Origin of the sequence: Halobacillus sp. BAB-2008 (genome assembly GCF_000328325.1) — a bacterium.
In the GTDB taxonomy this organism is placed as follows: domain Bacteria; phylum Bacillota; class Bacilli; order Bacillales; family Halobacillaceae; genus Halobacillus.
Window position 1 is genome coordinate 1 of the sequence record NZ_ANPF01000063.1, and the last position, 21,049, is coordinate 21,049.

Below are 21,049 nucleotides of genomic sequence, written 5' to 3' on the forward strand. Positions count from 1 at the left end.
AAAAAGTATTGAATTTTCAGTATTTTGTAATTACTTTACACGATATGAAAAGAATTTCCATTATACATAGTGTAAAAAGTTTGTCAGGTAGAGTTGTATATTTTGTAAAAAGATGGGATTTAACTATATGGAAAGAAGGGGGGACCGAGAAGTTTGATGATAAAGATAGAGAGAAACGGAAACCCTCCCGGATTTCCGTTTTTGTATTAGAACCAGCGCTGTGTCAGCATTTTACGTTTGGTGTAGAAGTTTAAGCCGTCCTTCCCGTTTGCATGAAGATCTCCATAAAATGATTTCTTGTTCCCGGAGAATGGGAAGAAAGCCATCGGGGCAGGTACATTCACATTGACCCCAAGCATCCCGGCGTCCATGTCTTCCCGGAACTGCTGGACAGCCTTCCCGCTGGATGTATAAATAACGGCGCCATTGGCGAATTCGGATTGATTGGCCGTTTCGATTGCTTGCTCCAATGTATCTACACGGACGATGCTGAGGACAGGAGCGAAAATTTCATCTTTCCATATTTTCATATCCTTCGAGACGTGATCGAAAATAGTCGCACCGAGGAAGTAGCCCGATTCATGCTCTCTAAGCTCGACTCTGCCGTCACGGACGAGCTTCGCATTGTCAGCCTCCCCTGCTTCAATATAGCCGAGCACCCTCTCCCTGTGCGTTTCCCTGATGAGCGGACCAAGGCTCGTCTCTTCTTCCAGGCCGTTTCCGACATTCAATGCATCCGCCGCCTCTTTCAGTTTTTGGACGAGACCATCAGCGACATCTCCGACCGCAACGACGACGGAGCAAGCCATACAGCGTTCGCCTGCACTGCCGAAAGCGGCGTTGATGATTCCTTCCACGGATTTTTCCAGGTTACAGTCAGGAAGAACGATGGAATGGTTCTTCGCACCGGCAAGAGCCTGAACACGCTTACCGTGATCGGCGGCTGTACGGTACACATACTCAGCAACAGGCTGGGACCCGACGAAGGAAATAGCGTCGACTTCCTCATGCTCAAGCAGACCGTTGACGACGTCATGCGCACCATTAACGATATTGAGCACCCCTTTCGGAAGTCCTGCTTCATGGATGAGCTCGACGAGCATTTTCGCAAGGATCGGCGTCCGCTCCGACGGTTTCAATACAAACGTATTTCCACATACAAGAGCAAGGGGGAACATCCATAACGGTACCATCATCGGGAAGTTGAACGGTGTGATCCCGCCGACGACCCCGACCGGGTAGCGGTACATCCCCGAGTCAATGCCCTCTGCGATGTCCGGCAGCACATCCCCCATCATCAGGCTCGGTGCACCGGCCGCAAATTCGACACATTCGATGCCGCGCTGCACTTCCCCGGTTGCATCTTTCAACGTTTTCCCATTCTCCTGAGTCAGAGCCTTCGCCAATTCCTCGCGATTTTCAATAAGGAGCTGTTGGTATTTGAACATAATGCGGGCCCTTTTTGGCACAGGAACCTTCTTCCAGCTTTGGAAGGCCTTCCGTGCTGATTGGACGGCTTTGTCTACGTCCTCCTTGGAAGAAATCGGAACCTGAGCGATGATTTCTCCTGTAGCCGGGTTAGGGACTTCTTCCACTTTTCCATTTTCCGCTGCTACCCACTCGCCGTCGATAAAGTTCTGGATGGTCACTTGATTTGATTTCGAGAAAGTCGTTTCCATTCGATCACCTCTATGGATAGATTCTGATGCTCTTCTCTTATTATAAATTCTGAAAATTTTAACATCAATGGACGAAGTGTCAAATGGATACCGATGGAAATTAACAGTGTGACGAATTCCCACGAAATTCTCTACGCTTTCGGGATATCAGGGAATCCACTGGATATTCTAATAAAAAATGGATGGAGGAGGATTATCGATGACGAATCAGAAGAAAGCAATCCAGCCGGAACAGCACCAGGAACGCCAGCCGGGGCTGGAAAGTGAGATGAAGCCGTTACCTGTTTATGTGGACAAAAAGTACAAAGGGAGCGGTAAATTATCAGGAAAAACAGCCCTGATCACAGGAGGGGACAGCGGTATCGGGAGGTCTGTCAGTCTGTACTTCGCTAAAGAAGGTGCAGATATTGCCATCCTTTATCTGGATGAGCATGAGGATGCCGCGTTTACGAAGCAGCTTATTGAAGCAGAAGGACGAAAATGTGTCTGCATCAACGGGGATGTCGGCAGAGCAGATTTCTGTGAATCGGCGGTGGAACAGGCGAAGAAGGCGCTCGGACGCATCGATGTCCTTGTAAACAATGCGGCCATGCAGTTTCCCCAAGGTGACCTGACTGCCATAACCAACGAACAGATGGAAAAAACGTTCCGGGTCAACTTCTTTTCTTACTTTTATATGGCGAAGGCGGTCCTTCCTCACATGAAGAAAGGAAGCAGCATCATCAACACTTCTTCCGTGACAGCATATCAAGGAAATGAACAACTGATCGACTATTCCGCAACAAAAGGAGCCATCACCACCTTCACCCGTTCCCTGGCCAAGTCCCTTGTTGGTAAAGGAATCCGCGTCAACGGGATCGCACCCGGTCCGATATGGACCCCGCTCATTCCTGCCAGCTTTGATAAGAAGCAAACGGCTGAATTCGGGTCGGATAATCCAATGGGACGCCCGGGACAGCCGTATGAACTTGCGCCGGGTTATGTATATTTAGCAAGCGAAGATTCCAGTTACGTCACCGGTCAGATGCTCCACATCAACGGCGGTGTCCCTGTGAACGGATAAGGAGGCTTACCGGAAGCCCGGCAGGAAGCGCCATGTCTAGATAGGAACGCTAAAAGAGCTTCTTCAGGCTGTTGGTAAACCCTAAGCTATGGACGGTAGAGATAAAAAACTTCCGTCCATTAAACGTGCGAACCAACCCCTGTAGATAAAAGAAATAAAACAAAAAATAGACTTTTATAATTAAGGATGGAGGGGAATAGAGCAGACTCCTGTGGGAACTGCGGCACAGGTTAGACCCCGGAGCCCGCTCGCTCCCTATGAAAGTACTTGTTCAAGAAGCTGATAGAAAGCTTTCAATCAGCTTCTTTTTTATTCCATTCCATCCGCTCCGTGTTATAATAGACAAAATCTATTACATAATTGTTAGATTAAGGATGGTGTCGGCCATGGTTAATAGTTATTGTCACTGTTTCAGCAATGAAGAAGCGATTGCCAGAGGTGCAGCGGAAAATCGCTCCTACCTCGCCTGCGCATTCGTAAAGGGCCAATTCGGTGCCGTCGAGTTCAGCTTTCGAACAGGGTACATTGACAATCGAAAAGAGCCGGAATACACAACTTTCTACAAGGTATCAGAGGACTTGGAAGACGACGGGGAAACACCTAAGAAAATACATATATACAGCAAGTCCCCCTTAACGAAGGATGAACAGAAACCAGTCGAAAAACCATTTCTCCGCGACTCTGAACTTTATTATTCTTACAAGATCGACCTTAAGCTTGAGAAACTGCGGTGTATGCATCATCATCCGGATGACTATTACAGACTCCTTAGATCACACGAATTGTTCGAAGAAATGAAAACGATCTATGCTCACATTTTCAAATGCTCCCCTTCGGATATAGAAGGAGATAATTTCAACGTGTTGATCGATTAAAAAAGAAGGGATTGGGAACATCATCGATCACCTCAAACGCTGATTGATGCGGTCCAATCCCTCCACTTTCGCTCTTTCTGTATTCAATTCCCTGCGAAGCAAAACGTTCTCTGCCGTCATTCCTGCCAAAATCGAAACTCCGATCAGACTTCGGAGTACGTCCGGTTCAGGTATAAGATAAGTCACAGCAAATACCGCGGCAGCGGCACCGATCAGGAAGTCTGCCAGAAAACCTAAATAGATTCCTCTCGGCCGAGCCCTCTTCTTTGGGTACACCAAAACCTTTCCATTTCTCATCAAATGAGCAATAACACCGGTAAGCCCTCCTACCAGACCTGCTATGACGAGTGTGTGCATTCATCGTCCCCCCCTGGACTTAAAAAAGCGGTGACAGACAGATAATAGAAACATATTTCCATATGCACTAATCATCCGCCGATCACCGCCTCTATCAACACTTCCACACAACGAAAGGCAAGCTATAGCATTATAATGAACATGATATGTCTAGTATACATGTCTTTTTTCAGAAAATAAACAATATTTTGGATATTTTTGCATTTCTTACTATTTTATGGGATAGAAAGCCGTTTGGATATATAAGCATGGAGCTCTTCCTCGTAATAAAGAACTTCTTCTTTCGTCGATGCTTCGACCATTTTTGTTCGGAGACGGAGGAACTCTTCCTTCTCTTCCAACTGCAGTACAGTGGCCTGCGTGTGTACAGCATCCAAAAGCGACTGGATTTCCCGGTAATAAGCACGTACCTCTTCCATCGAATCAGCTTCCTTTAAACGTTCCACCAATCTGTCATACGTCTGTTTTTGCAATTCATTCATTTGAAAAATAAAGGACACCTCCACCTTATCCTTTTTTTGAACATTGACCCCTATACCATCTCTCTTTTTATAAAACGACTTGTTTACAGAATAACCAAAAAAAGCGGAGATAACTAGTTCAAAAATCCCCTATTAAATGTTAATATCCTTTAACTGCTTATTTACCAAGGGTTCAATCCAAGAAAAAAATTGAAGATATTTCACACGCTTTTAGAGTAACCATCCTTAAATAAGGGAAAACATAAAATTGTATACTACATAATGAAAGCGGGGATGCTGCATGCAAAAAACGCCGAATTCCACCAGGATGCGCGTCAACGTACGGGACAGTTTCTGGTTTCTGCCGATGATCTACGGCATATTTTCCATTATCTCCGTTATCCTTATGACAATTGCGGACTTTTATCTGCTTCCGATCATTCAAGACTTCGTACCGAATATCGTCTTGACGAATCAGGATATAGCGAGTTCTCTGTACAGTGCGCTCATCACAGCTATTTTAACGATGACGACGATCAGCTTTTCCACCATCATGGTCGTACTCACCACCTACACGACACAATTTTCACCGCGGACGCTGCAGGACTTCATGAAAAACCGCTTCACCCAGCATGTCCTCGGTGTCTATTCATTCGGATTCATTTTCGCATTGCTGAACTTATTACTTTTGACCGAAGATAAGAAAAAATTGATGGCAAGTCCTTTCTTCACGGTCGTCGTGTCCATCTTCTGTCTTGCCTTTTTTATTTTGTTCATCCATCACTCCTCCCGCTTCGTGCAGGTGAACAACCTGATCAGCGAAATCAGGGACAGGACGTCCGGATTGATCAGGAAAACATACCAGGACAAATCCTATAAGCAAAGCGGGGAATGGTCGGAAGATGCACTGCATTCCATCCGCGCAGGAGAACCATTCTTTATAAATTCCAAAGTGACAGGGTACATTCAATATATTCAGATCGGCCCTTTGATCAAATGGGCGAAGAGAGAAGATTCCGTAATAGAAGCAACTTTCCAAATCGGGGATTACATCCAGGAAGGCATGCCTCTCTTTAAATTATGGTCCAGGCATGAAGTCGACAATGATCAGAAGTGCACCGAATATCTGTTGATCGGCAACGAACGTGTCGACAGTCAGGATTTGGAGTTTTCGATCGAGAAGCTGGTTGAAATATCGGTGAAGGCTATTTCTCCGAGTATCAACGACCCTCATACGGCTATCAACTGTATCAACCGGATCGGATCTCTCCTTTCCGAATTAGGCAGGGAATTTAAGCCTTACCGGTATTTCATTGACGCAGACGATGAACTCCGCCTTATCATGGAGCCGCGTCACTTCGAAGAATACTTGTACAAAAGCTTTTACCAGATCCGCATTTACGGCAGTCACGATATTTCCGTCATGAACGGAGTGCTTGAAGCCTTATATAAAGTCGCTCTTGTCAACGGAAATGCAGTCAAGGAAGACGTCTGGAGATTTACCGAGTATATGCAGAAAGCGATCGAAATAGATGAAAATGAACTGGATTATGCTTATTATTCCAAACAGGTGGATAAAGTGAAGCAGGCTTGTTCGATGAACAGCTGATCCAAAACGGACGTCTGATCCTCTGATCAGGCGTCCTTCTCTTCCTAAAGCTATTCAAACCGTTTCGTCCACTTCTTCAGCTTTTTGTATCTGTTGTGCTGCTCTTCATGAAAGCGAAGAAGCTGCCTCTGAATTCTCGTCAATCTTCCCATGACCTGCCGCAGATACATATACTTGTAATCCTCATAGATCCCCGGGTCCACGTCAACGACCTCCATAAAAGGGGAATTATCCAGATCAATTAAGAACGCAACTTCTCTAATGATCGATCTGTGTATCCTTTGGCCGTTGTACTCCACGCCATCCATATCCAATCCACCGAGTGAGTCCAGGACACGCGTGAGTGACTGTTGCAGCATTTCTTCATCTTTGACTTCGGCATCTTCATAAAATTGAAAACCGTCGATCGCTCTTTGCAACTGACCGCTCAGCACAGCATGAACTTTCCAATAACTCTCTATTTCCTCTTTTTTCCTGACAGCAATATCGTATCGGAATTGACTCCGCATAATATAAATGGCTACTGCTCCGGAAACGACAATTCCTAGAAACGTCGCAAGGAAGGAAACATCTGTCCATCCCTCCATCACCGCCGCCTCCTCTCTTCCCTGTATATTATTCTTACAAAAAGAAAAAGTGTGCTTGCACAGGTTGGATAATCATGGTATATTCCAATTACCTTGTAATGCAAGATAGCAAGGCATTCTTACACCCCACTATCTTGTTAAACAATATAGTGAAAGGAGGAAAAGGGTTGTCATCTAGCCAGATATTGAAAGGAATTCTGGAGGGATGCCTCCTCGCCATCATTAATAAAGGAGAAACATACGGATACGAAATGATTGAAAAACTGGACCGTTACGGTTTCTCTATGGTGAAAGAAGGAAGCATTTACCCACTGTTGCTGCGAATGAAAAAGCAGGGATTAGTGGAAACACACCAGAAGAAACTTCCCTCCGGGGGACCAAAACGGAAATATTACACCATCACAGAGGAAGGCAGACAAGAGCTTGCCGCATTCACGGAACGGTGGCATACGATTTCCATGGGTGTAAACCAACTGATCAAGGAGGAACAAAATGGAAAATCTGTCGAAGGAAAGTAGTCGGTTTCTAGAAAACCTCAGGCTCTACCTGATTTCAAGCGGAAAAAATGAAACAGAAACAGAGGCGATTGTTGAGGAACTGTACGATCATTTATCCGAAGCAGAGAAGCAGGGGAAGAATGTTAAAGATATTATCGGCCAGTCTCCAAAAGCCTATATGGAGCAATTGTCCGGAGAAATGGAAATCGACTTCAAGGCAATGGCCCGCTACATCCCCCTCATCGTGGTCGGAGGGATGGCCTATTATGTGTTGGGCGACATGATCGACGGAAAGCGATCCTACTCGATGATTGAACTCATCGGTTATCCGGCACTTTCGGTGGCTTTCTTATTCATGGTCGCTGCAGGCTTCCGTGCTCTTGCCTCCCGTTCATGGGGAAAAGTAGGGGAATATTCTGTGTGCGGTGCCCTCGGCATCATTCCGATAGCTATGTTCATAGGCCTTATCTTTCTGGATCGTTCAGTCGCTTCCCCATCCATTGCCTTGAATGACACCGCTGTTTTCACAGCAACGATCGTCCCGATTCTATTTTTTATCGGTGCGGCAATATGGATGAAAACGTGGCTTTTCATCGCCATCCCGGCCATTCTTTTTCTTCCTCGATTGGTTGTCCCTTGGTTGAGCATAGGGGAAGAAACTTCGTTAATTGTAGAATCGGTGCTCATCTTTGGTGGTATGGCCGTGCTCCTCTTCCTGATGAACAAAAAAGACAATAACAAAAGCGCCCATCATGGATGAGGCGCTCTTTGCATGCTGCCGAGAATCGACGGTGTACGGTTGTCTTTGAGCTGCCGGAAGACCTTTGTTAAAGTAGTACATTCACTCCCATTAAACCGATGATGCTGAGGCTGTACAGCCACCACCCCAGAATCTTGTTATGCTTGGAGACTTCTTTGTTCCGATGTAATTGGATGAATTTGTAAGATATAATGAAAAACACCACAATGGTTACTAAAATAATTGGATTCATTTTTATAAACCTCACCTTATCAAAACTTCTTCATCGTGTGAAAACCCCTAATATACGACCGACCACTGTCTATTGAGGCCATTACTGCTCCCTGGAGCAACGATCACGGTGCCAGCAGACGTTTCATGTAATGAAAAAGCTCCTCCTGCTTCATAGCGACCGGTTCCTTGGACACCGCGTGATACATATTCATCCCATAACCGATCAAAAGGAACAGCTCTGAAACTTTTTCCGCATCCACATGTGGACCGATTACACCGTGTTCCTTGCCGAATTCAATCCACTGTTTCGACTGCTGAAAGGCAGATTGATGGTGCTCCTGCAGCAACTCCGCTACCTTGGAATCGTGGCGTTGACTGATCAAATACAGAAATATCTCCTTACTTACGTCCTCTTCATCGAAGTGGAATGTGTCGAGTGTCTGTCTTAAAGGAGAATCGAGTTCCGGACGTTCCTTATCTCCAGCCGCCTCATAAAAGCGCTCGTTTGCTGATCTCAGCCCCCTGCTCATCAATTGAGCGAACAGCTCGTTTTTACTTTCCACATAATGATAAATGCCGCCCTTCGTCAGCCCGGTTCGTTCCATGATATCCTTCAGTGTCGTCTTTTGACAGCCTTTTTCTTTTATTAAACGCTCCGTTTCATCAAGCAGCTTTTCCCACGTTTGTTGAGCTTTCATACCTTCACCTCTCCTCCATCATACAAAACCGACCAATGGTTTGTAAAATACCTTTACAAACCGACGGTCGGTATGTAAACTGATATTATAATAAAAGAAAGAAGGTCATCCTATGTTTCCATTCTTTTTATTCCTTCATATTGCTGCCGGTTTCAGTGCGTTATTGCTGCTTTGGATCCCTTTGTTCACGAAGAAAGGCGGAAAAGTCCACAACCGCTTCGGATGGCTGTTTGTCATCGCCATGACCATCGTCAGCATTTCAGCAGCCTCCCTTGCCGTCATCCGAATATTCTTCCAGCCGGATACATCCCCCGAACGAATGGCATTTTCCACGTTCCTGCTTTTCATTTCGTTGTTAAGTGCAACGACTGCCTATTACGGGATCCGCGTTTTGCGCTTCAAAAAGAAAGAAGCCGTCCACCGTCATCCCCTTGATCTTGCAGCGTCCTTTTCCCTGCTGTTCGGAGCCGTCTGCTGCATGGCCTATGGATTTGCAATCGGGAATGGGTTAATCAGTTATTTTCCTATGATCGGCTTGTTCCTTGGTGGGAGCCAGCTTGCGTATTGGCTTCGTCCGATGCGCCATAAACGCAGCTGGATTATTGAACATTTAGTCGGCATGCTCTCTTGCTCCATCTCCACCATCACCGCTTTTACGGTCTTTGGTGCACCAAGGCTTTTGAATCTTGACCAAGGCAATTTCCTGCTTTGGCTGCTGCCGACTATGATCTTCACCCCGCTCATCGCTTACTTCACGCGGAAATACACGCCGACGAAGAAAAAAACGTTGGATAAAGCCGCTTCCTTGTGAACATTCCAGGTCGCGGTTTCAACCGGGAAAAATGTATGGGACGTCCCGGAATAATCGCGGCCCGAAAAGCTCACATTAAGCCTATACGTTTCCCAAAGGGTGAATGGGTGATCATAAATGAAAAATATTAGTAACTGGATTGCGGTACTGGTCTTACTATTCGCGTGTATCAGCACTACGTACAGTCACGCATCCGAGTTGAAACGTCCACGCTCTTTTTACGAAAATCAAGGGTCTGCTGTCTGGGAAGTGCCTAACCCCTCCAAGAGTGTTGCCATTACCTTTGATGACGGCCCAAGCGAAACCTATACACCTGAAATCTTGGATCTGCTTGCCAAATATGATGCAAAAGCGACATTCTTTGTAATGGGGTCGAGAGCAGAAGAAAATCCTGAGGTCATCCGGCAGACCGCTTTGGCCGGCCATGAAATTGCCAACCATACGTACAGTCATGGAAACATACCAAGGATGAGTACGACAGAAATTAAAGAAGATTTGAACCGGACGAATGACGTCATCGAAGGAATCACCAACACATCGACGACGTTATTCCGGCCGCCGGGAGGATATTATGACACGCGGATCATTAATGCTGTCAACGAAGAAGGCTATACCTTCGTCCTCTGGTCCTGGCACCAGGACACCTATGACTGGAAGCAGCCGGGGGCGGGTAAAATCGTCGCTAACGTTCTGACGAAAGTGCAGAACGGGGACATCATCCTATTTCATGACGGCGGTGGGGACAGATCTCAGACCGTCCAGGCTTTAAAGAAAATTCTTCCGGAATTGAAGAAGCGCGGATATCAGCTGGTGACGGTTTCCGAGCTGATGCGCATGGACCCGCGTTACCAATATCTGAAGGAATTGAATGTAGAGGAAACATGGAACTGACTCCTCTTCCTGAAGACAAACTCCGTGTGGATGAGTTTGTCTTTTTTCTTATACTCCAATTAAAATGGACGGAACAGCACCTACTGCGTCCTGGACATTAGTATGAATAATAGAAATTTCTCCTCTACGCCCTTATACGAATATTTAAAGAGTCCAGGTTCACGATAATAGTATTATGACGGAAAAGAGGCATCCTTATGATTTATATATACAACGATTACGGTGGGACACATACCACGTCGATTGCAGCAGCCTATCATCTCGGTTACTTACAAAAGGGGCAGATCCTCGATAAACAAGACATTTTAGAGATTCCGTTCTTCAACAAATTGACAAAAAAAGACGCAGGCAGACTGCTTTTCCATGGACAGGATTCAAAGGGCCATGACGTCTACACCATCGGACGAAAATCCCAGAATCTAGTCGTGCCTGCGCTGAGCGACCTCTGCCAGATCTTCTTCCAAATGTTCGATATTGAAGACCGCATCGTCTTCAGCAACACTTCCCCTACCGTCCCTTTTGTGATGTCGATAGGTGGAGGATTATCGAGAGGCCTTGGTATCGATACATTTGGCGTTCCCCTGCTCATTAAAGGGGCTCAAAAGTGTCACCCACTGATTGAACAACTTGTCGAGCATACGATCAAAACAGCAGAAAAGGATTCGGACGAACCGATCATTGTGCTGGAAAATGATGACTTTTACATATAAGAAAAAAACGTGTAAAAACAGCTTCTTTTTTTGTTCAATTGGCAGGAACATTCTATTACCGCTGATTAGGAACTAATGTTTTCCTGTTGATTACCTGTTTAACCACGCAGAGGAGGAGGAAGAGAAATGTATACCATAATAAAGGTGGAATCTTACATGAAAGTAAAAAATTATATGGCTGTGCTTTTCTTAGGGATGGCCGTAACCATGGCAGCTTGCAGTTCCAATGCCGAAACAACCGATGAAGACGATCCGTCAGCAACAGAGCAGGCACAGGAAACCGATGTAAAGGATAAGACGAATGCGTCTGATGAAGCGAACGAAGAGACAGATAAAGAAACCGCTTCTTCATCAGAAGCGGAGAAAACGGCAGAAGGAGAGGACACACGTCCTTTCACAAAAAAATCTTTTGACTCAGAAAGACAAGCTGCCGCTTACATCAAAGACTATCGGAAGATCGAACAGACGAATATGGAACTCGGCCACGGCATTAAAGCTTCGAGAGACGCCGGTGCCGGCCATGAACACATTCTTTGGAACGAAGGGAATTGGTTGATCGAAACGGATTTCCCCCTGGATGATCAATACGCTAATGCTGTCTATCCGGACAATGAGAAACTCGCAGCTGATATCGTGGACTATTTAGAGGACCACTACCTCCCGGCCCCGGAGGATAGAGGTGTCATCAAGATCAACGGATTTGCCGATTCCAAGCAGACACTCATCCAGTGGCAGGATGGAAAAGTCGTGTATGAGAAGAAGTCAAAGGAAGCACACCCGCTTGATCTAATTAAGCAGGCTGTCGAGGAAGGAAAAGGGTGAAAAAGAGGAATCGCGGATTTTCCATCCGGGATTCGCGCAAAATAAAAAGCCTTCCTCGAAAAGAAGGCTTTTCCCTTTAAAGGAGCTCTTGAATATCCTGTTCGATTTGCTCAGGTTTTGTCTTCGGAGCAAACCGTTTCACGACATTCCCTTTACGATCGACAAGGAACTTGGTGAAGTTCCACTTAATATCACTTCCAAGCAGACCCTTCTGCTCCGTCTTCAGGTACTTATATAACGGGTCAGCATCTTTCCCGTTCACTTGGATCTTCTTGAAAAGCGGAAACGTAACGCCAAAGTTGATTTTACATTCCTGTGCCATGTTTTCATCTGAAACCGGCTCCTGATTCATGAATTGATTACAAGGGAAGCCGAGCACGCGCAGCCCTTCCGATTCGTATTTCTGATGAAGTGCCTCCAACCCCTCGAACTGGTTTGCAAGGCCGCACTTCGTCGCCGTGTTGACAATCAACAGCACGTTACCTTCATAATCACCGAGGCTGACTTCTCCCCCGCTTTTATCCTGGACTACATATTCGTAGACAGACATTCTCCTCCACCTCCTGTATCTATCATACAATACTGCCGGCTTTCCACCTTCTATTTTGCTTCATAAAAAGAGCCCTGCCAGAAGCAGAGCTACGATCTTCCTTTTCCTGAATCAGCATATTTCTCCGTCAATTTCTTCTGGATGAAGAAAGCCGCCAACAGGCTTAATCCAATTAACGGATACTTTACCAAGGGTTCCGCTACTAAAAAATACAGCAGAGAGTATAAAATAACCCAACCTGCAATAACTAACGACGTGATAGCTGCCTTGCTGATAAAGCATCCCTCCTATGGTGTTTCGACTACCGGCTGTCCTCCCCATTGATAAGTGATGATGACTGGGTCAGGCGTATTCAGCGTTAAAATCAAACCAACTATAGATTCCGCTGCAAACGTTCCGACAGCTACCCAGATGCCAGGGAAGAATTGGCCTAAAGCTAAACCTGCCGCTCCCACTCCAAGGCCGATTAAATACCCTACCATGTCCCCTGTTAATGACAATTCTGCTCCCCACCAATGAAATTCAATGTCATTCTCACCAAATTCGACATCCTGGGCAGAAAAGCCATCCGTCACAGGAGTAACCGCCGCAACCTTCACACTCTTTGTATCCGCAAGATAGGTGCCGTCTCTAAAATCAACGTTTTTCATGGCGGAATTTCGATCCAGGACAACTCTCCAAATATCCATCGCTTGTTCCGAACCGACTTCTTCTATTAAACCGATTAAATCAATTTTGTATTGATAGTACACCGGCTTTGTTCCATCCTCTATTATATATTGCTTGTCACCAGGGTTAGGGATCTCTCTTCCATCACCAGGTAAGTACGGGCAATCCGGGTCATTATCCCCTGCGCAATCATCCGCTGTCCCAGCCTCCTGTTTCTCTCCATTTGATCGTGTGATGGTAATGTAAGGATCTGCTTTTTCAATGATTTCATTGGGTATAGACGTCGTTTTTTCTGACGCATATATGACTCTGTTCCCTTTTCCTTCCTGAAAGAACACAAAAGTTCCACTGAAAAACAGCACAGCGCATACGATCAAGGACACTGACCGAAGGATACTTTTCAATAATAACTCCTCCTCACCTGTATTAAGGACTACTTACCCTCCGGCGGGGAACAAAAACATAATTTTTAACTTTATTGTAATTATATGTAAAAATCATGTGTTTATTGGAATTAAAAAAACTCTTGTTAGAACCTCTGATTCATTAACAATGAAAAAGAGCTAACAAGAGCTTATATCTCATTCCTTTATTGAATTTTCTGCAGTTGAATCAGTCGGATGACTTCCTCATCCTCAGCGGTTTCAACCGGGACGAGCTTAGTGGATTCTATGATTTCATTGTAGAAAGCTTTCCCTGCCGGATATTTCCCATCCCAGCGCAGCGGAACATTATACACATTGACGGTGCCGTCCCCATTTCCACTATACGTGACCGATCCATCCACCAAACGGGAGCCTGCCAACTGGATGACGTCCTCGGGGTAAACAGCACTGGTTTCGTCATCAGGATTCAGCTTCTCTCCCGCAGGAATGGTTCGGACGTTCAATTCATCAATATCCTGATTCGGACCGAGCTGGAGCCAAACCCGTGCATACTCGATCTGCTCATCCGAATACTTCGACAGGGCATCGTCGCCGGCCGGCTTTTCACTATGCTCGTAATCCTGGATCAGAGTAACGGTGGATTCCCCGTCATAGGATACCCAATTAACCGAATCGACCCGTCCTTTCTCTTCCGGAAGTTCCTTCATGATCCGGGCTGCCACATCGAAGAGACTTTCTATGTCTTCCTCCACTTCTGACTGACCGTTCTGAAATTTCTTGTCCATTTCCTGACTATATGCTTCTGTGTCCGGCATCAGGTTGACGGTAAGATTCGTCACACCGGAATCACTCTCCCAGACATCTGTTTCATAATGTGCCTGATCAACTTTGTAGTTCTCCTGCAAATATGTATCGATAGAGTTGGAAGATGAATCACTTGCCGCTTCTTCCGCATGTGCCTCTTCTGTCGACGAAGACGAATTTTCCTCCCCATCTTCTTTCGGATCGGACGATGATTCTTCTGCAGCGACCGTTTCCTCGACGTTATCATCCGATGCTTGATCGTCGTTCTGTCCTTCCTCCCCGGAGCAGCCGGACAGGACGAGGCCTGTCATCATACAGGCTGTTAAAACAATGATTCTTTTTTTCATTCGTTACCCTTCCTTCAGATACAAATTAAGTAGAATAAACCGGAACTCCGTCTGGATACCAGCGGGAAACTTAGTTTCTTCTACCGACTCCCAAATCTGCATTTTCCAAACTTGTGCTGTCCGCTCCATTTGGAACTACATGCCGACTTTATCTTATCACATTTTACATAAAATACCACACTTCACTTTCACATACAAAAAGGTGACCAGCTGTAAAAGCGGTCACCTTTCCTTCATGCAGGGACTTCTGTTCCTACTGATGTTTCCTCATATCCTCTGTGGCAGATATTTAAGAACAGTCCGACTGCCCCATATCAATGAGGATGGAAGAACCACCGAAGCTCATAAACGGAAGTGCAATTCCCAGGGACGGAAGGACAGCCATGTTCGTCAGGATGCTGATGGTAAAGTGCAAAGAAATAACCACAGCAATCACTAACGCTGCTAACTTCCCCTGCCCAGGTTTCACTTGTTTCCACATATAAATCATCCGAAGGACGAATAAGCTGATGAGGAACAGCAGGCTTATTCCAGCCAGCCAACCAAAAGAATGGATGACGTATACGAAAATATAGTCCGTATGAACTTCAGAAAGAGTGCCTGCGTTCATAGAGAAACCTGCTCCGAACCACCCGGCCGAACTCAAAAGGCTGGATATTTCAACGCTGTTTCGTACAGCCTCCGGTGCAAAGTAGGAAAATGGAGCAAAGTCAAATGCAAAGAGGAAGACGGGAACAGCTGCTGAAGCTGTAACAAAACCGGTCACCTGCCTAAAACCGGCTCCGGACGCTGTCATGACTACTAAGCAGATCAACAAACAAAGGGTGTACGAGACAACTCCCATCATTGCCAACAGTACAACCGGAAGGACAAGTATTCCTATGCCGATCACTCCATCAGCAGGCTTCTTCCAATTCCAAGACTCAAAGATGCCTGCTAGAGCTACTCCGACAATTAAAGCACTTATACCGGAAACGTCGAGCATAGCTATACCTATATCCAAATAAGGAGCTCCCCCTGCCCGGACGCCGATAAATAAACTGAGCAGGAGTATCAAAATGGCACCTGCATAGATGTAGGAAGAACAGCGCAGGATACGCGAATAATCAAGGCAGTAGAATACTGCCAGAAGCGCCGCACCCGCCAAATAATAAATTAAGCTGTTGGTAAATATAGACCCGATCATTCCATCAGGAGTATAGGATTGAATGAAATACATGGAAAGCAAGCCGACGATCGAAGTGATAAATACGGGCAGAATGATGGTCATCTCCACTTTTCTTCGATGGGTTCTATGAAGCTGCTTTCCTATTTCATCCGGGTCACCCATTTGAGAAAAGGCTTGATCCAACGCTTCCTCTTCTGAACATCCATTACGCAGAGCATTCTCTTTAAGCTCCATCAAATGATCTTCTATTTCCAGCTTAATCTCTTGATGGAGACTCTTATTCTTAATTCGCCGGCAAACCTTATCTATGTACGCTGTTATCGGATTTTCCATGTTATTCCCATGCCATCCTTTCCCACGCTAATATATCGTCTACCGCCACTTTAAACGTAGACCACTCTTCTCGTTTCTCTTCCATAAACACTCTGCCTTCTGCGGTTAATCGATAATACTTTCTCTTTCTCCCGGTATCCCCCTGCCCCCAATACGACTCGATTACTTCATTTTTTTCAAGGGAATGCAGCAGTGGGTAAAGTGTCCCTTCTTTCAGACTAAATACCCCGTTCGACTTCTCTTCCATCACCCTGATCAATTCATACCCGTACATGGGCCTGTTATTGAGCAGGCTGAGGATGAGGATGGAGGTGCTGCCTTTCAATAACTCCTTGTTGACCTTCATTTGTCCATCACTCCTCATACCTAGAATTACTATGCATAGTTTATCTAGGTATAAGGATATGCCGTCCTCAAGCGTTTGTCAATAAGATGACAAATAAAAATCGAGACGTCTTTAAAAGAAGCGCCTCGATTCCACGGTTTGGACTATATTTTATTCCTGTTCTCTTGACCGATTGGAGCTGAAGCAGGTCGTCCTTTATTTTTGTATCCCATTCCAGAAAGTACCCCAGGAATCATCCAACCGTTTCCTATACACGTCATAAGGGAAATTCATCAAATAGATTAACGTTCCATCCAATATACACAAATAGGAAGTGAGTATCACTTCAAAATCTACGAATGTATCGTTCCCATCTTCTTCTTTGAAAATGGTATGAAGAAGGTGCTTAATTGCATGCTCCATCTCCAAATACTTACTATTTATCAACTCTTTGAATGGTTCGGGAGGAATAATAAAGAACCTTCTTACAAACAGCCCGATACTATTATTATAGAAATACTTATTCAGATCGATCAGCAGGTGATACAGCTTTTTTTCCATATCATAAGAGGACAGTTCCTGATACTGCTCCGAAATGAATGCGACATACTTAGCCATCGTTAACTCAACAACTTCTTCAAACAAATGGTCCTTGCTGGAGAAATAAGCGTATATGGACGGCGCCTTTATATTCGACTTTACTGCAATGTCCTTCAGTGAGGTTTGCTCATATCCTTTATCCGCAAAGGTGACTAAAGCATTATCAAGTATTCTTTTCTTCGTCTCTTCCCCTTTTGACATGCTTACAACTCCTTTTCATACACGCACTTCAAGCGTTCATCAGAGTTCACTATGTCATAAGTTCCTTTATTTTTCAATAATATTTCGTTTCTCGATAATCTTAGCTGTAGCCACTGTTCCTACAAAAAGCAAAATCCCTATCAGTAAAAGGACATCGCTCAGCCAGGTAGTAGACAATTTAATGGCCAAAAGGCCGGTCATCGCCATCATGTTTATACCAATAGCGTCCAATGCTACCGATTTATCAGCTTCCGACGGTCCTTTCATCGCACGAATCACTAATATTAAAATAGAGATGGCAACCGTGATGATGCATAGATCCACTGTGAAAATAAGGATATCTGTCAATGTCCCTCCCCCTTCCTCCATGAATTAAGAAACAAATTTTAATCCTACAATGCAGGAGATGACACCAATAACGAGTGCAATCTTTTTTGGATTTTTTTGTTCATGAAAGAGGAACATTCCTAAAAGGACACTGCCGGCAGCTCCCACACCAGTCCATATCCCATAGCCGACGCTTATTGGGATGGACTTTAAGGATAAGGATAGTAAAAGAAAACTGGATGCCATGAAAACTATAAAAATCAAGGTCGGCTTGAGTTTGGAAAACCCCTCCGATAATTTCAGGAAGATTACGCCCCCAACTTCCATCAACCCTGCCATAATCAAAATAAACCAACTCATATTAAACGCTCCTTTCCGCTTCTTCTTCCGGTTGTTCTCCAACTAACTTAAGACCGATGATGCAGCTGATTAATACTACCAGTAACAATACTTTCAACACGCTCACGCTGTCCTCGAGGAACAACATCCCCAATACCCCCGTACCAAATGCTCCTATACCTGTGAAGATCGCATACGCTGTTGATACCGGTAAAACGGACAGCGATTTGGAGAAACACCAAAAACTGAAAATGATTAAGATGACTGTCGGGATGACGTAAAGGATGTTCGTGAAACCTTCTGACAGTTTCAATCCGAATGCCCAACCTATTTCACTCAGACCAGCTAAAACAAGATAGAACCATGCCATTATTAAAATCCTCCTATAATAAAAATCTAACGAACGTTAGTTAGATTTTATGATAAATATCCTCCACTTTCAAGTATCAATACTTAAAAAAGTACCGGTTCTTTTCCTACAGCTAAAGAGGCTAAAACATCTAAATGAAATAAAAAAAGAGACTCGCTGCCCAAACATAGCGCCTCTCTTTTTTGTTTCCCATCTATATTTTTTTGCTTTGGTCCACAACACCTGAAATAAATAAAAATGACACAGCCTCTCCTCTTGAGAAACTGCGCCATTCCAGCACTTTGTAAGATGATTCCGATTGGGCTCGAACCAACGACCTCCACCCTGTCAAAGTAGACAACTGAATAGGAACAGTTATGATACGTTAATGATAAACCCTATAATGACTGGCATCAAAAAGATACTGTATGGTCTGTGTATGACTAATTTAAGTGTTTTGATCAATTTGGGCAACAATCTGGCGACCTATGTTTTCTTTCCTTTAAGTGCAATATCACCATTGATGAGAGCTACTTTGGAAAATATTAATGAAATTTCGCTCCATTTTCAGCTGCAAGATTAATCGAGTTTCTTAATTATATGATTAGTCTTTTTGTAAAAAGGCTATGTAAAAGATTATTGTTGTCTTTTAAATAAGAAAAAAATCCCATAATAATAATTTTCCCCCATATTACTTAGGAGTCACTCAATATATACAGTTATCGAGTAAACCACCAAATAAAAAATAATATGACTGCTAAAACAAACCAAAGAAGTGCGACAACATTTTTTCTCTCGGTCTTTTTCTTTCCACCATTAGCAGCAATTACACCACCTATTAATACAATGGCTATTGCTATCCAAGTCCAAAAAGTCATAGGTTCACCACTTTCATAAATTTTCATTTTATCATTATTTGCCTAACTAATTCAGTAAAGATAGTTGTTTAAGTAAGTATGAAAAATAAACAATCATAAATTGCATCCGATATAAATACAACTACATTAACCTATAGAGGATGTGTAAAATGGAGAGCATTAGAGTAAGAAATAAAATTAAAATGAATGCGACAGATTTATTAGGCGTTGTAGTGGCTGCACTATTTATACCAAAGGTTAGTTTTAAGGATATATCTCTTTTGGAAGCTTCAGCTCTAGGGGTTTGTTTCCTTTGGCTTACATTTATACTTATAAAAGCAGTTTTGCTTCTTAGAAGAAATAAATGATAACTTATAACACCATACAATTTAACAATATAACAATTATTAATAGTAGATAAAAATCTGGCCCGTGTTTTTAATAGGCCAAATTTTTTTAATTGAGATATATTTCTATTTTCCTGCTACGCTCAGTTCATGATGGCTATTCATCCTATTTTGCACACACCTTCACTGCAATTGGATTGAGCATTTATTCTTCGGTTCTCAGCAAGTGGATGATTGGAATGCTCCTCAAAAGAAGCAGCGACAGCTAAGCAGGTTTGTTTATCCTCACCTGCGCTCTGATCCTCTCGCAAGAGCTAGAAAAAAGCCCAACACGAGTCTTCTTGAAGTAGTAGCTGTCGGTCCTGGACTAGATTCTGCTGAATCAGATAGTTCCAGAGAAGACCTTGTTGTAGACATGGTTGAATCAGCAAATTAAGCTTTAAAGGAAAACAAAAACCCTAGCTTACAAAGGCTAGGGGTTTCTAAATATAAATTAGTATCGCGACCGATTAAGCCTTAGAGTTATTCACTTTTTTATAGATTCCAAACGAAACAATCACCGATATTACAAGTGCACCAACTAATAGTAGTAGAATAACATTTGTTGTAAATTCAGGATAAACAATAGACATCCCAATGATTAATAAACCGACAAAGAATAATAATTCCCCAGAGAACCGATTAGACTTTCTCCAAACATTTTCATCATTCAATGTCCAAGGGAGTCTTAAGCCATACACAGCGTTAGGTCGGGTTTTCTGCATTGGATTAGCCAAAGCTACTGTAATAATCCCCACAATGATTCCTACATATAAATTACTGTCTACATTTACATTTAATCCAAATGACAAAATCATTAGATGAATGAAAAACAGAATGACCAAAGAAAAATTATGAGTCTTATAAATGTTTTTTTTGTTATCGATGTTACCTTGGTATTTGTCTGTAAGCCAAATAGTTAAAGCAGAAACTAACATTAATATAGGAAGCACAAAAATTGCTAGGCCTTTTGAGACAAACAGATCAGCTTCACCTGAATTCCAGTGGATTGGAACTTCACTTGTCATGTTAGGATAAGCCATAATCCCTGTTACAATTGACACTAAAATCACCGCTATTGGCACAAAAAATTTCTTCATGAATGACCACTCCTTATGCTTTTTTAAAATTCAGAACCCAATTCACAATATCTTGAAACACCGTAGTGTTTAAAGAATAATAAATCCTTTGCCCCTTTCTTTCGCTCCTAATCAAATCAGCGTTTTTTAATAAGCCTAGATGGTGCGAAATACTAGGTTTACTCATGTTGAAGTTCTCGCTTATCTCACCAGCTGTTAAATCTTCTTTCTGTAATAAAGTTAATATCTCTCTTCTCGTTGGATCTGCTAAAGCTTTAAATACATCATTCATAATT

Annotated in this window: 28 protein-coding genes and 1 pseudogene; 11 read left to right on the top strand and 18 right to left on the bottom strand. The window is 43.8% G+C overall.

Annotation, left to right across the window (positions count from 1 at the left end):
• Positions 1 to 254, top strand: a 254-nt coding sequence (locus D479_RS20920; RefSeq protein WP_206536242.1) for a hypothetical protein, incomplete at its 5' end; no start/stop codon positions are given.
• On the opposite strand, the gene D479_RS13750 is transcribed toward D479_RS20920, so the two are convergent.
• The gene (locus D479_RS13750; protein ID WP_008638093.1) at positions 207 to 1,679 is read right to left on the bottom strand and encodes a CoA-acylating methylmalonate-semialdehyde dehydrogenase; all 1,473 of its coding nucleotides are present in this window, start codon (positions 1,677 to 1,679) and stop codon (positions 207 to 209) included. The two genes, D479_RS20920 and D479_RS13750, sit on opposite strands and share 48 nt — an antisense overlap.
• Positions 1,680 to 1,878: 199 nt before the next feature.
• On the opposite strand from D479_RS13750, the gene D479_RS13755 reads away from it, so the two are divergent.
• Complete coding sequence (locus D479_RS13755; protein ID WP_008638095.1) at positions 1,879 to 2,742, top strand: SDR family oxidoreductase; 864 nt, start codon at positions 1,879 to 1,881, stop codon at positions 2,740 to 2,742.
• Between the two features lie 386 nt (positions 2,743 to 3,128).
• Positions 3,129 to 3,617 (top strand): DUF1187 family protein, encoded by a 489-nt coding sequence (locus tag D479_RS13760; protein WP_008638099.1) that lies wholly within the window; start codon positions 3,129 to 3,131, stop codon positions 3,615 to 3,617.
• A gap of 27 nt (positions 3,618 to 3,644) precedes the next feature.
• Here the strand turns inward: D479_RS13760 and D479_RS13765 are convergent, their stop codons facing one another.
• Both D479_RS13765 and D479_RS13770 read right to left on the bottom strand, forming a co-directional pair.
• The gene (locus D479_RS13765; RefSeq protein ID WP_008638100.1) at positions 3,645 to 3,974 is read right to left on the bottom strand and encodes a DUF4257 domain-containing protein; all 330 of its coding nucleotides are present in this window, start codon (positions 3,972 to 3,974) and stop codon (positions 3,645 to 3,647) included.
• A gap of 215 nt (positions 3,975 to 4,189) precedes the next feature.
• The gene (locus D479_RS13770; RefSeq protein WP_008638101.1) at positions 4,190 to 4,456 is read right to left on the bottom strand and encodes a hypothetical protein; all 267 of its coding nucleotides are present in this window, start codon (positions 4,454 to 4,456) and stop codon (positions 4,190 to 4,192) included.
• A 280-nt stretch (positions 4,457 to 4,736) separates the two neighbouring features.
• Here D479_RS13770 and D479_RS13775 point away from each other — a divergent pair, with 280 nt between their 5' ends.
• Complete coding sequence (locus tag D479_RS13775) at positions 4,737 to 6,044, top strand: DUF2254 domain-containing protein (RefSeq protein WP_008638102.1); 1,308 nt, start codon at positions 4,737 to 4,739, stop codon at positions 6,042 to 6,044.
• Between the two features lie 50 nt (positions 6,045 to 6,094).
• Here D479_RS13775 and D479_RS13780 read toward each other — a convergent pair whose 3' ends face one another.
• Complete coding sequence (locus D479_RS13780) at positions 6,095 to 6,631, bottom strand: hypothetical protein (RefSeq protein WP_008638103.1); 537 nt, start codon at positions 6,629 to 6,631, stop codon at positions 6,095 to 6,097.
• Positions 6,632 to 6,798: 167 nt separating this feature from the next.
• Between D479_RS13780 and D479_RS13785 the strand changes: the two genes are divergently transcribed.
• Both D479_RS13785 and D479_RS13790 read left to right on the top strand, forming a co-directional pair.
• Positions 6,799 to 7,149: a PadR family transcriptional regulator gene (locus D479_RS13785; protein ID WP_008638104.1), complete on the top strand. Its 351-nt coding sequence runs from the start codon at positions 6,799 to 6,801 to the stop codon at positions 7,147 to 7,149.
• Complete coding sequence (locus tag D479_RS13790) at positions 7,124 to 7,888, top strand: hypothetical protein (protein ID WP_008638105.1); 765 nt, start codon at positions 7,124 to 7,126, stop codon at positions 7,886 to 7,888. The genes D479_RS13785 and D479_RS13790 overlap by 26 nt, the downstream gene beginning before the upstream one ends.
• A gap of 67 nt (positions 7,889 to 7,955) precedes the next feature.
• Here D479_RS13790 and D479_RS20785 read toward each other — a convergent pair whose 3' ends face one another.
• The gene (locus D479_RS20785; RefSeq protein WP_162129280.1) at positions 7,956 to 8,120 is read right to left on the bottom strand and encodes a hypothetical protein; all 165 of its coding nucleotides are present in this window, start codon (positions 8,118 to 8,120) and stop codon (positions 7,956 to 7,958) included.
• 103 nt (positions 8,121 to 8,223) lie between these two features.
• On the bottom strand, positions 8,224 to 8,799 hold the full coding sequence (locus D479_RS13795; protein ID WP_008638106.1) for a TetR/AcrR family transcriptional regulator: 576 nt from the start codon (positions 8,797 to 8,799) through the stop codon (positions 8,224 to 8,226).
• Between the two features lie 112 nt (positions 8,800 to 8,911).
• Between D479_RS13795 and D479_RS13800 the strand changes: the two genes are divergently transcribed.
• From D479_RS13800 to D479_RS13815, 4 genes are all read left to right on the top strand, one after another.
• Positions 8,912 to 9,610, top strand: coding sequence for a hypothetical protein (locus D479_RS13800; protein WP_008638107.1), 699 nt, complete (start codon positions 8,912 to 8,914; stop codon positions 9,608 to 9,610).
• A gap of 117 nt (positions 9,611 to 9,727) precedes the next feature.
• A complete protein-coding gene (locus D479_RS13805) occupies positions 9,728 to 10,501 on the top strand; it encodes a polysaccharide deacetylase family protein (RefSeq protein ID WP_008638108.1) in 774 nt (257 codons plus the stop codon).
• A gap of 197 nt (positions 10,502 to 10,698) precedes the next feature.
• Positions 10,699 to 11,211, top strand: coding sequence for a DUF3189 family protein (locus D479_RS13810; protein WP_008638109.1), 513 nt, complete (start codon positions 10,699 to 10,701; stop codon positions 11,209 to 11,211).
• Between the two features lie 156 nt (positions 11,212 to 11,367).
• Positions 11,368 to 12,033, top strand: a complete 666-nt coding sequence (locus tag D479_RS13815; RefSeq protein ID WP_152413395.1) for a hypothetical protein — start codon at positions 11,368 to 11,370, stop codon at positions 12,031 to 12,033.
• Between the two features lie 76 nt (positions 12,034 to 12,109).
• Here the strand turns inward: D479_RS13815 and D479_RS13820 are convergent, their stop codons facing one another.
• The 10 genes and pseudogenes from D479_RS13820 to D479_RS20790 all read right to left on the bottom strand — a co-directional run bounded on the left by D479_RS13820 (position 12,110) and on the right by D479_RS20790 (position 19,309).
• On the bottom strand, positions 12,110 to 12,583 hold the full coding sequence (locus tag D479_RS13820) for a glutathione peroxidase (RefSeq protein WP_008638111.1): 474 nt from the start codon (positions 12,581 to 12,583) through the stop codon (positions 12,110 to 12,112).
• Between the two features lie 287 nt (positions 12,584 to 12,870).
• A complete protein-coding gene (locus D479_RS13825) occupies positions 12,871 to 13,656 on the bottom strand; it encodes a hypothetical protein (RefSeq protein WP_008638112.1) in 786 nt (261 codons plus the stop codon).
• A 185-nt stretch (positions 13,657 to 13,841) separates the two neighbouring features.
• Positions 13,842 to 14,228 (bottom strand): annotated as a pseudogene (locus tag D479_RS13830) (hypothetical protein); the annotation flags it as partial.
• Positions 14,229 to 15,078: 850 nt separating this feature from the next.
• Positions 15,079 to 16,290 (bottom strand): FtsW/RodA/SpoVE family cell cycle protein, encoded by a 1,212-nt coding sequence (locus D479_RS13835; RefSeq protein WP_008638114.1) that lies wholly within the window; start codon positions 16,288 to 16,290, stop codon positions 15,079 to 15,081.
• 1 nt (position 16,291) lies between these two features.
• Complete coding sequence (locus D479_RS13840; RefSeq protein WP_008638115.1) at positions 16,292 to 16,636, bottom strand: helix-turn-helix transcriptional regulator; 345 nt, start codon at positions 16,634 to 16,636, stop codon at positions 16,292 to 16,294.
• A 195-nt stretch (positions 16,637 to 16,831) separates the two neighbouring features.
• Positions 16,832 to 17,416, bottom strand: a complete 585-nt coding sequence (locus tag D479_RS13845) for a TetR/AcrR family transcriptional regulator (protein ID WP_008638116.1) — start codon at positions 17,414 to 17,416, stop codon at positions 16,832 to 16,834.
• Between the two features lie 66 nt (positions 17,417 to 17,482).
• Positions 17,483 to 17,764, bottom strand: coding sequence for a monovalent cation/H+ antiporter complex subunit F (locus D479_RS13850; protein WP_008638118.1), 282 nt, complete (start codon positions 17,762 to 17,764; stop codon positions 17,483 to 17,485).
• A 24-nt stretch (positions 17,765 to 17,788) separates the two neighbouring features.
• Positions 17,789 to 18,103, bottom strand: coding sequence for an SMR family transporter (locus D479_RS13855; protein WP_008638119.1), 315 nt, complete (start codon positions 18,101 to 18,103; stop codon positions 17,789 to 17,791).
• Between the two features lies 1 nt (position 18,104).
• On the bottom strand, positions 18,105 to 18,452 hold the full coding sequence (locus tag D479_RS13860) for a multidrug efflux SMR transporter (RefSeq protein ID WP_008638120.1): 348 nt from the start codon (positions 18,450 to 18,452) through the stop codon (positions 18,105 to 18,107).
• A gap of 698 nt (positions 18,453 to 19,150) precedes the next feature.
• Positions 19,151 to 19,309 (bottom strand): hypothetical protein, encoded by a 159-nt coding sequence (locus D479_RS20790; protein ID WP_193743887.1) that lies wholly within the window; start codon positions 19,307 to 19,309, stop codon positions 19,151 to 19,153.
• Between the two features lie 149 nt (positions 19,310 to 19,458).
• Here D479_RS20790 and D479_RS13865 point away from each other — a divergent pair, with 149 nt between their 5' ends.
• Complete coding sequence (locus D479_RS13865; protein ID WP_008638121.1) at positions 19,459 to 19,656, top strand: hypothetical protein; 198 nt, start codon at positions 19,459 to 19,461, stop codon at positions 19,654 to 19,656.
• 488 nt (positions 19,657 to 20,144) lie between these two features.
• Here D479_RS13865 and D479_RS13870 read toward each other — a convergent pair whose 3' ends face one another.
• Together D479_RS13870 and D479_RS13875 are read right to left on the bottom strand one after the other, a co-directional pair.
• Positions 20,145 to 20,774 carry an SdpI family protein gene (locus D479_RS13870; RefSeq protein WP_008638122.1) on the bottom strand — a complete coding sequence of 210 codons (630 nt, stop codon included), beginning with the start codon at positions 20,772 to 20,774 and terminating at the stop codon, positions 20,145 to 20,147.
• A gap of 13 nt (positions 20,775 to 20,787) precedes the next feature.
• Positions 20,788 to 21,045: an autorepressor SdpR family transcription factor gene (locus D479_RS13875; RefSeq protein WP_039871524.1), complete on the bottom strand. Its 258-nt coding sequence runs from the start codon at positions 21,043 to 21,045 to the stop codon at positions 20,788 to 20,790.
• Positions 21,046 to 21,049 lie beyond the last annotated feature (4 nt).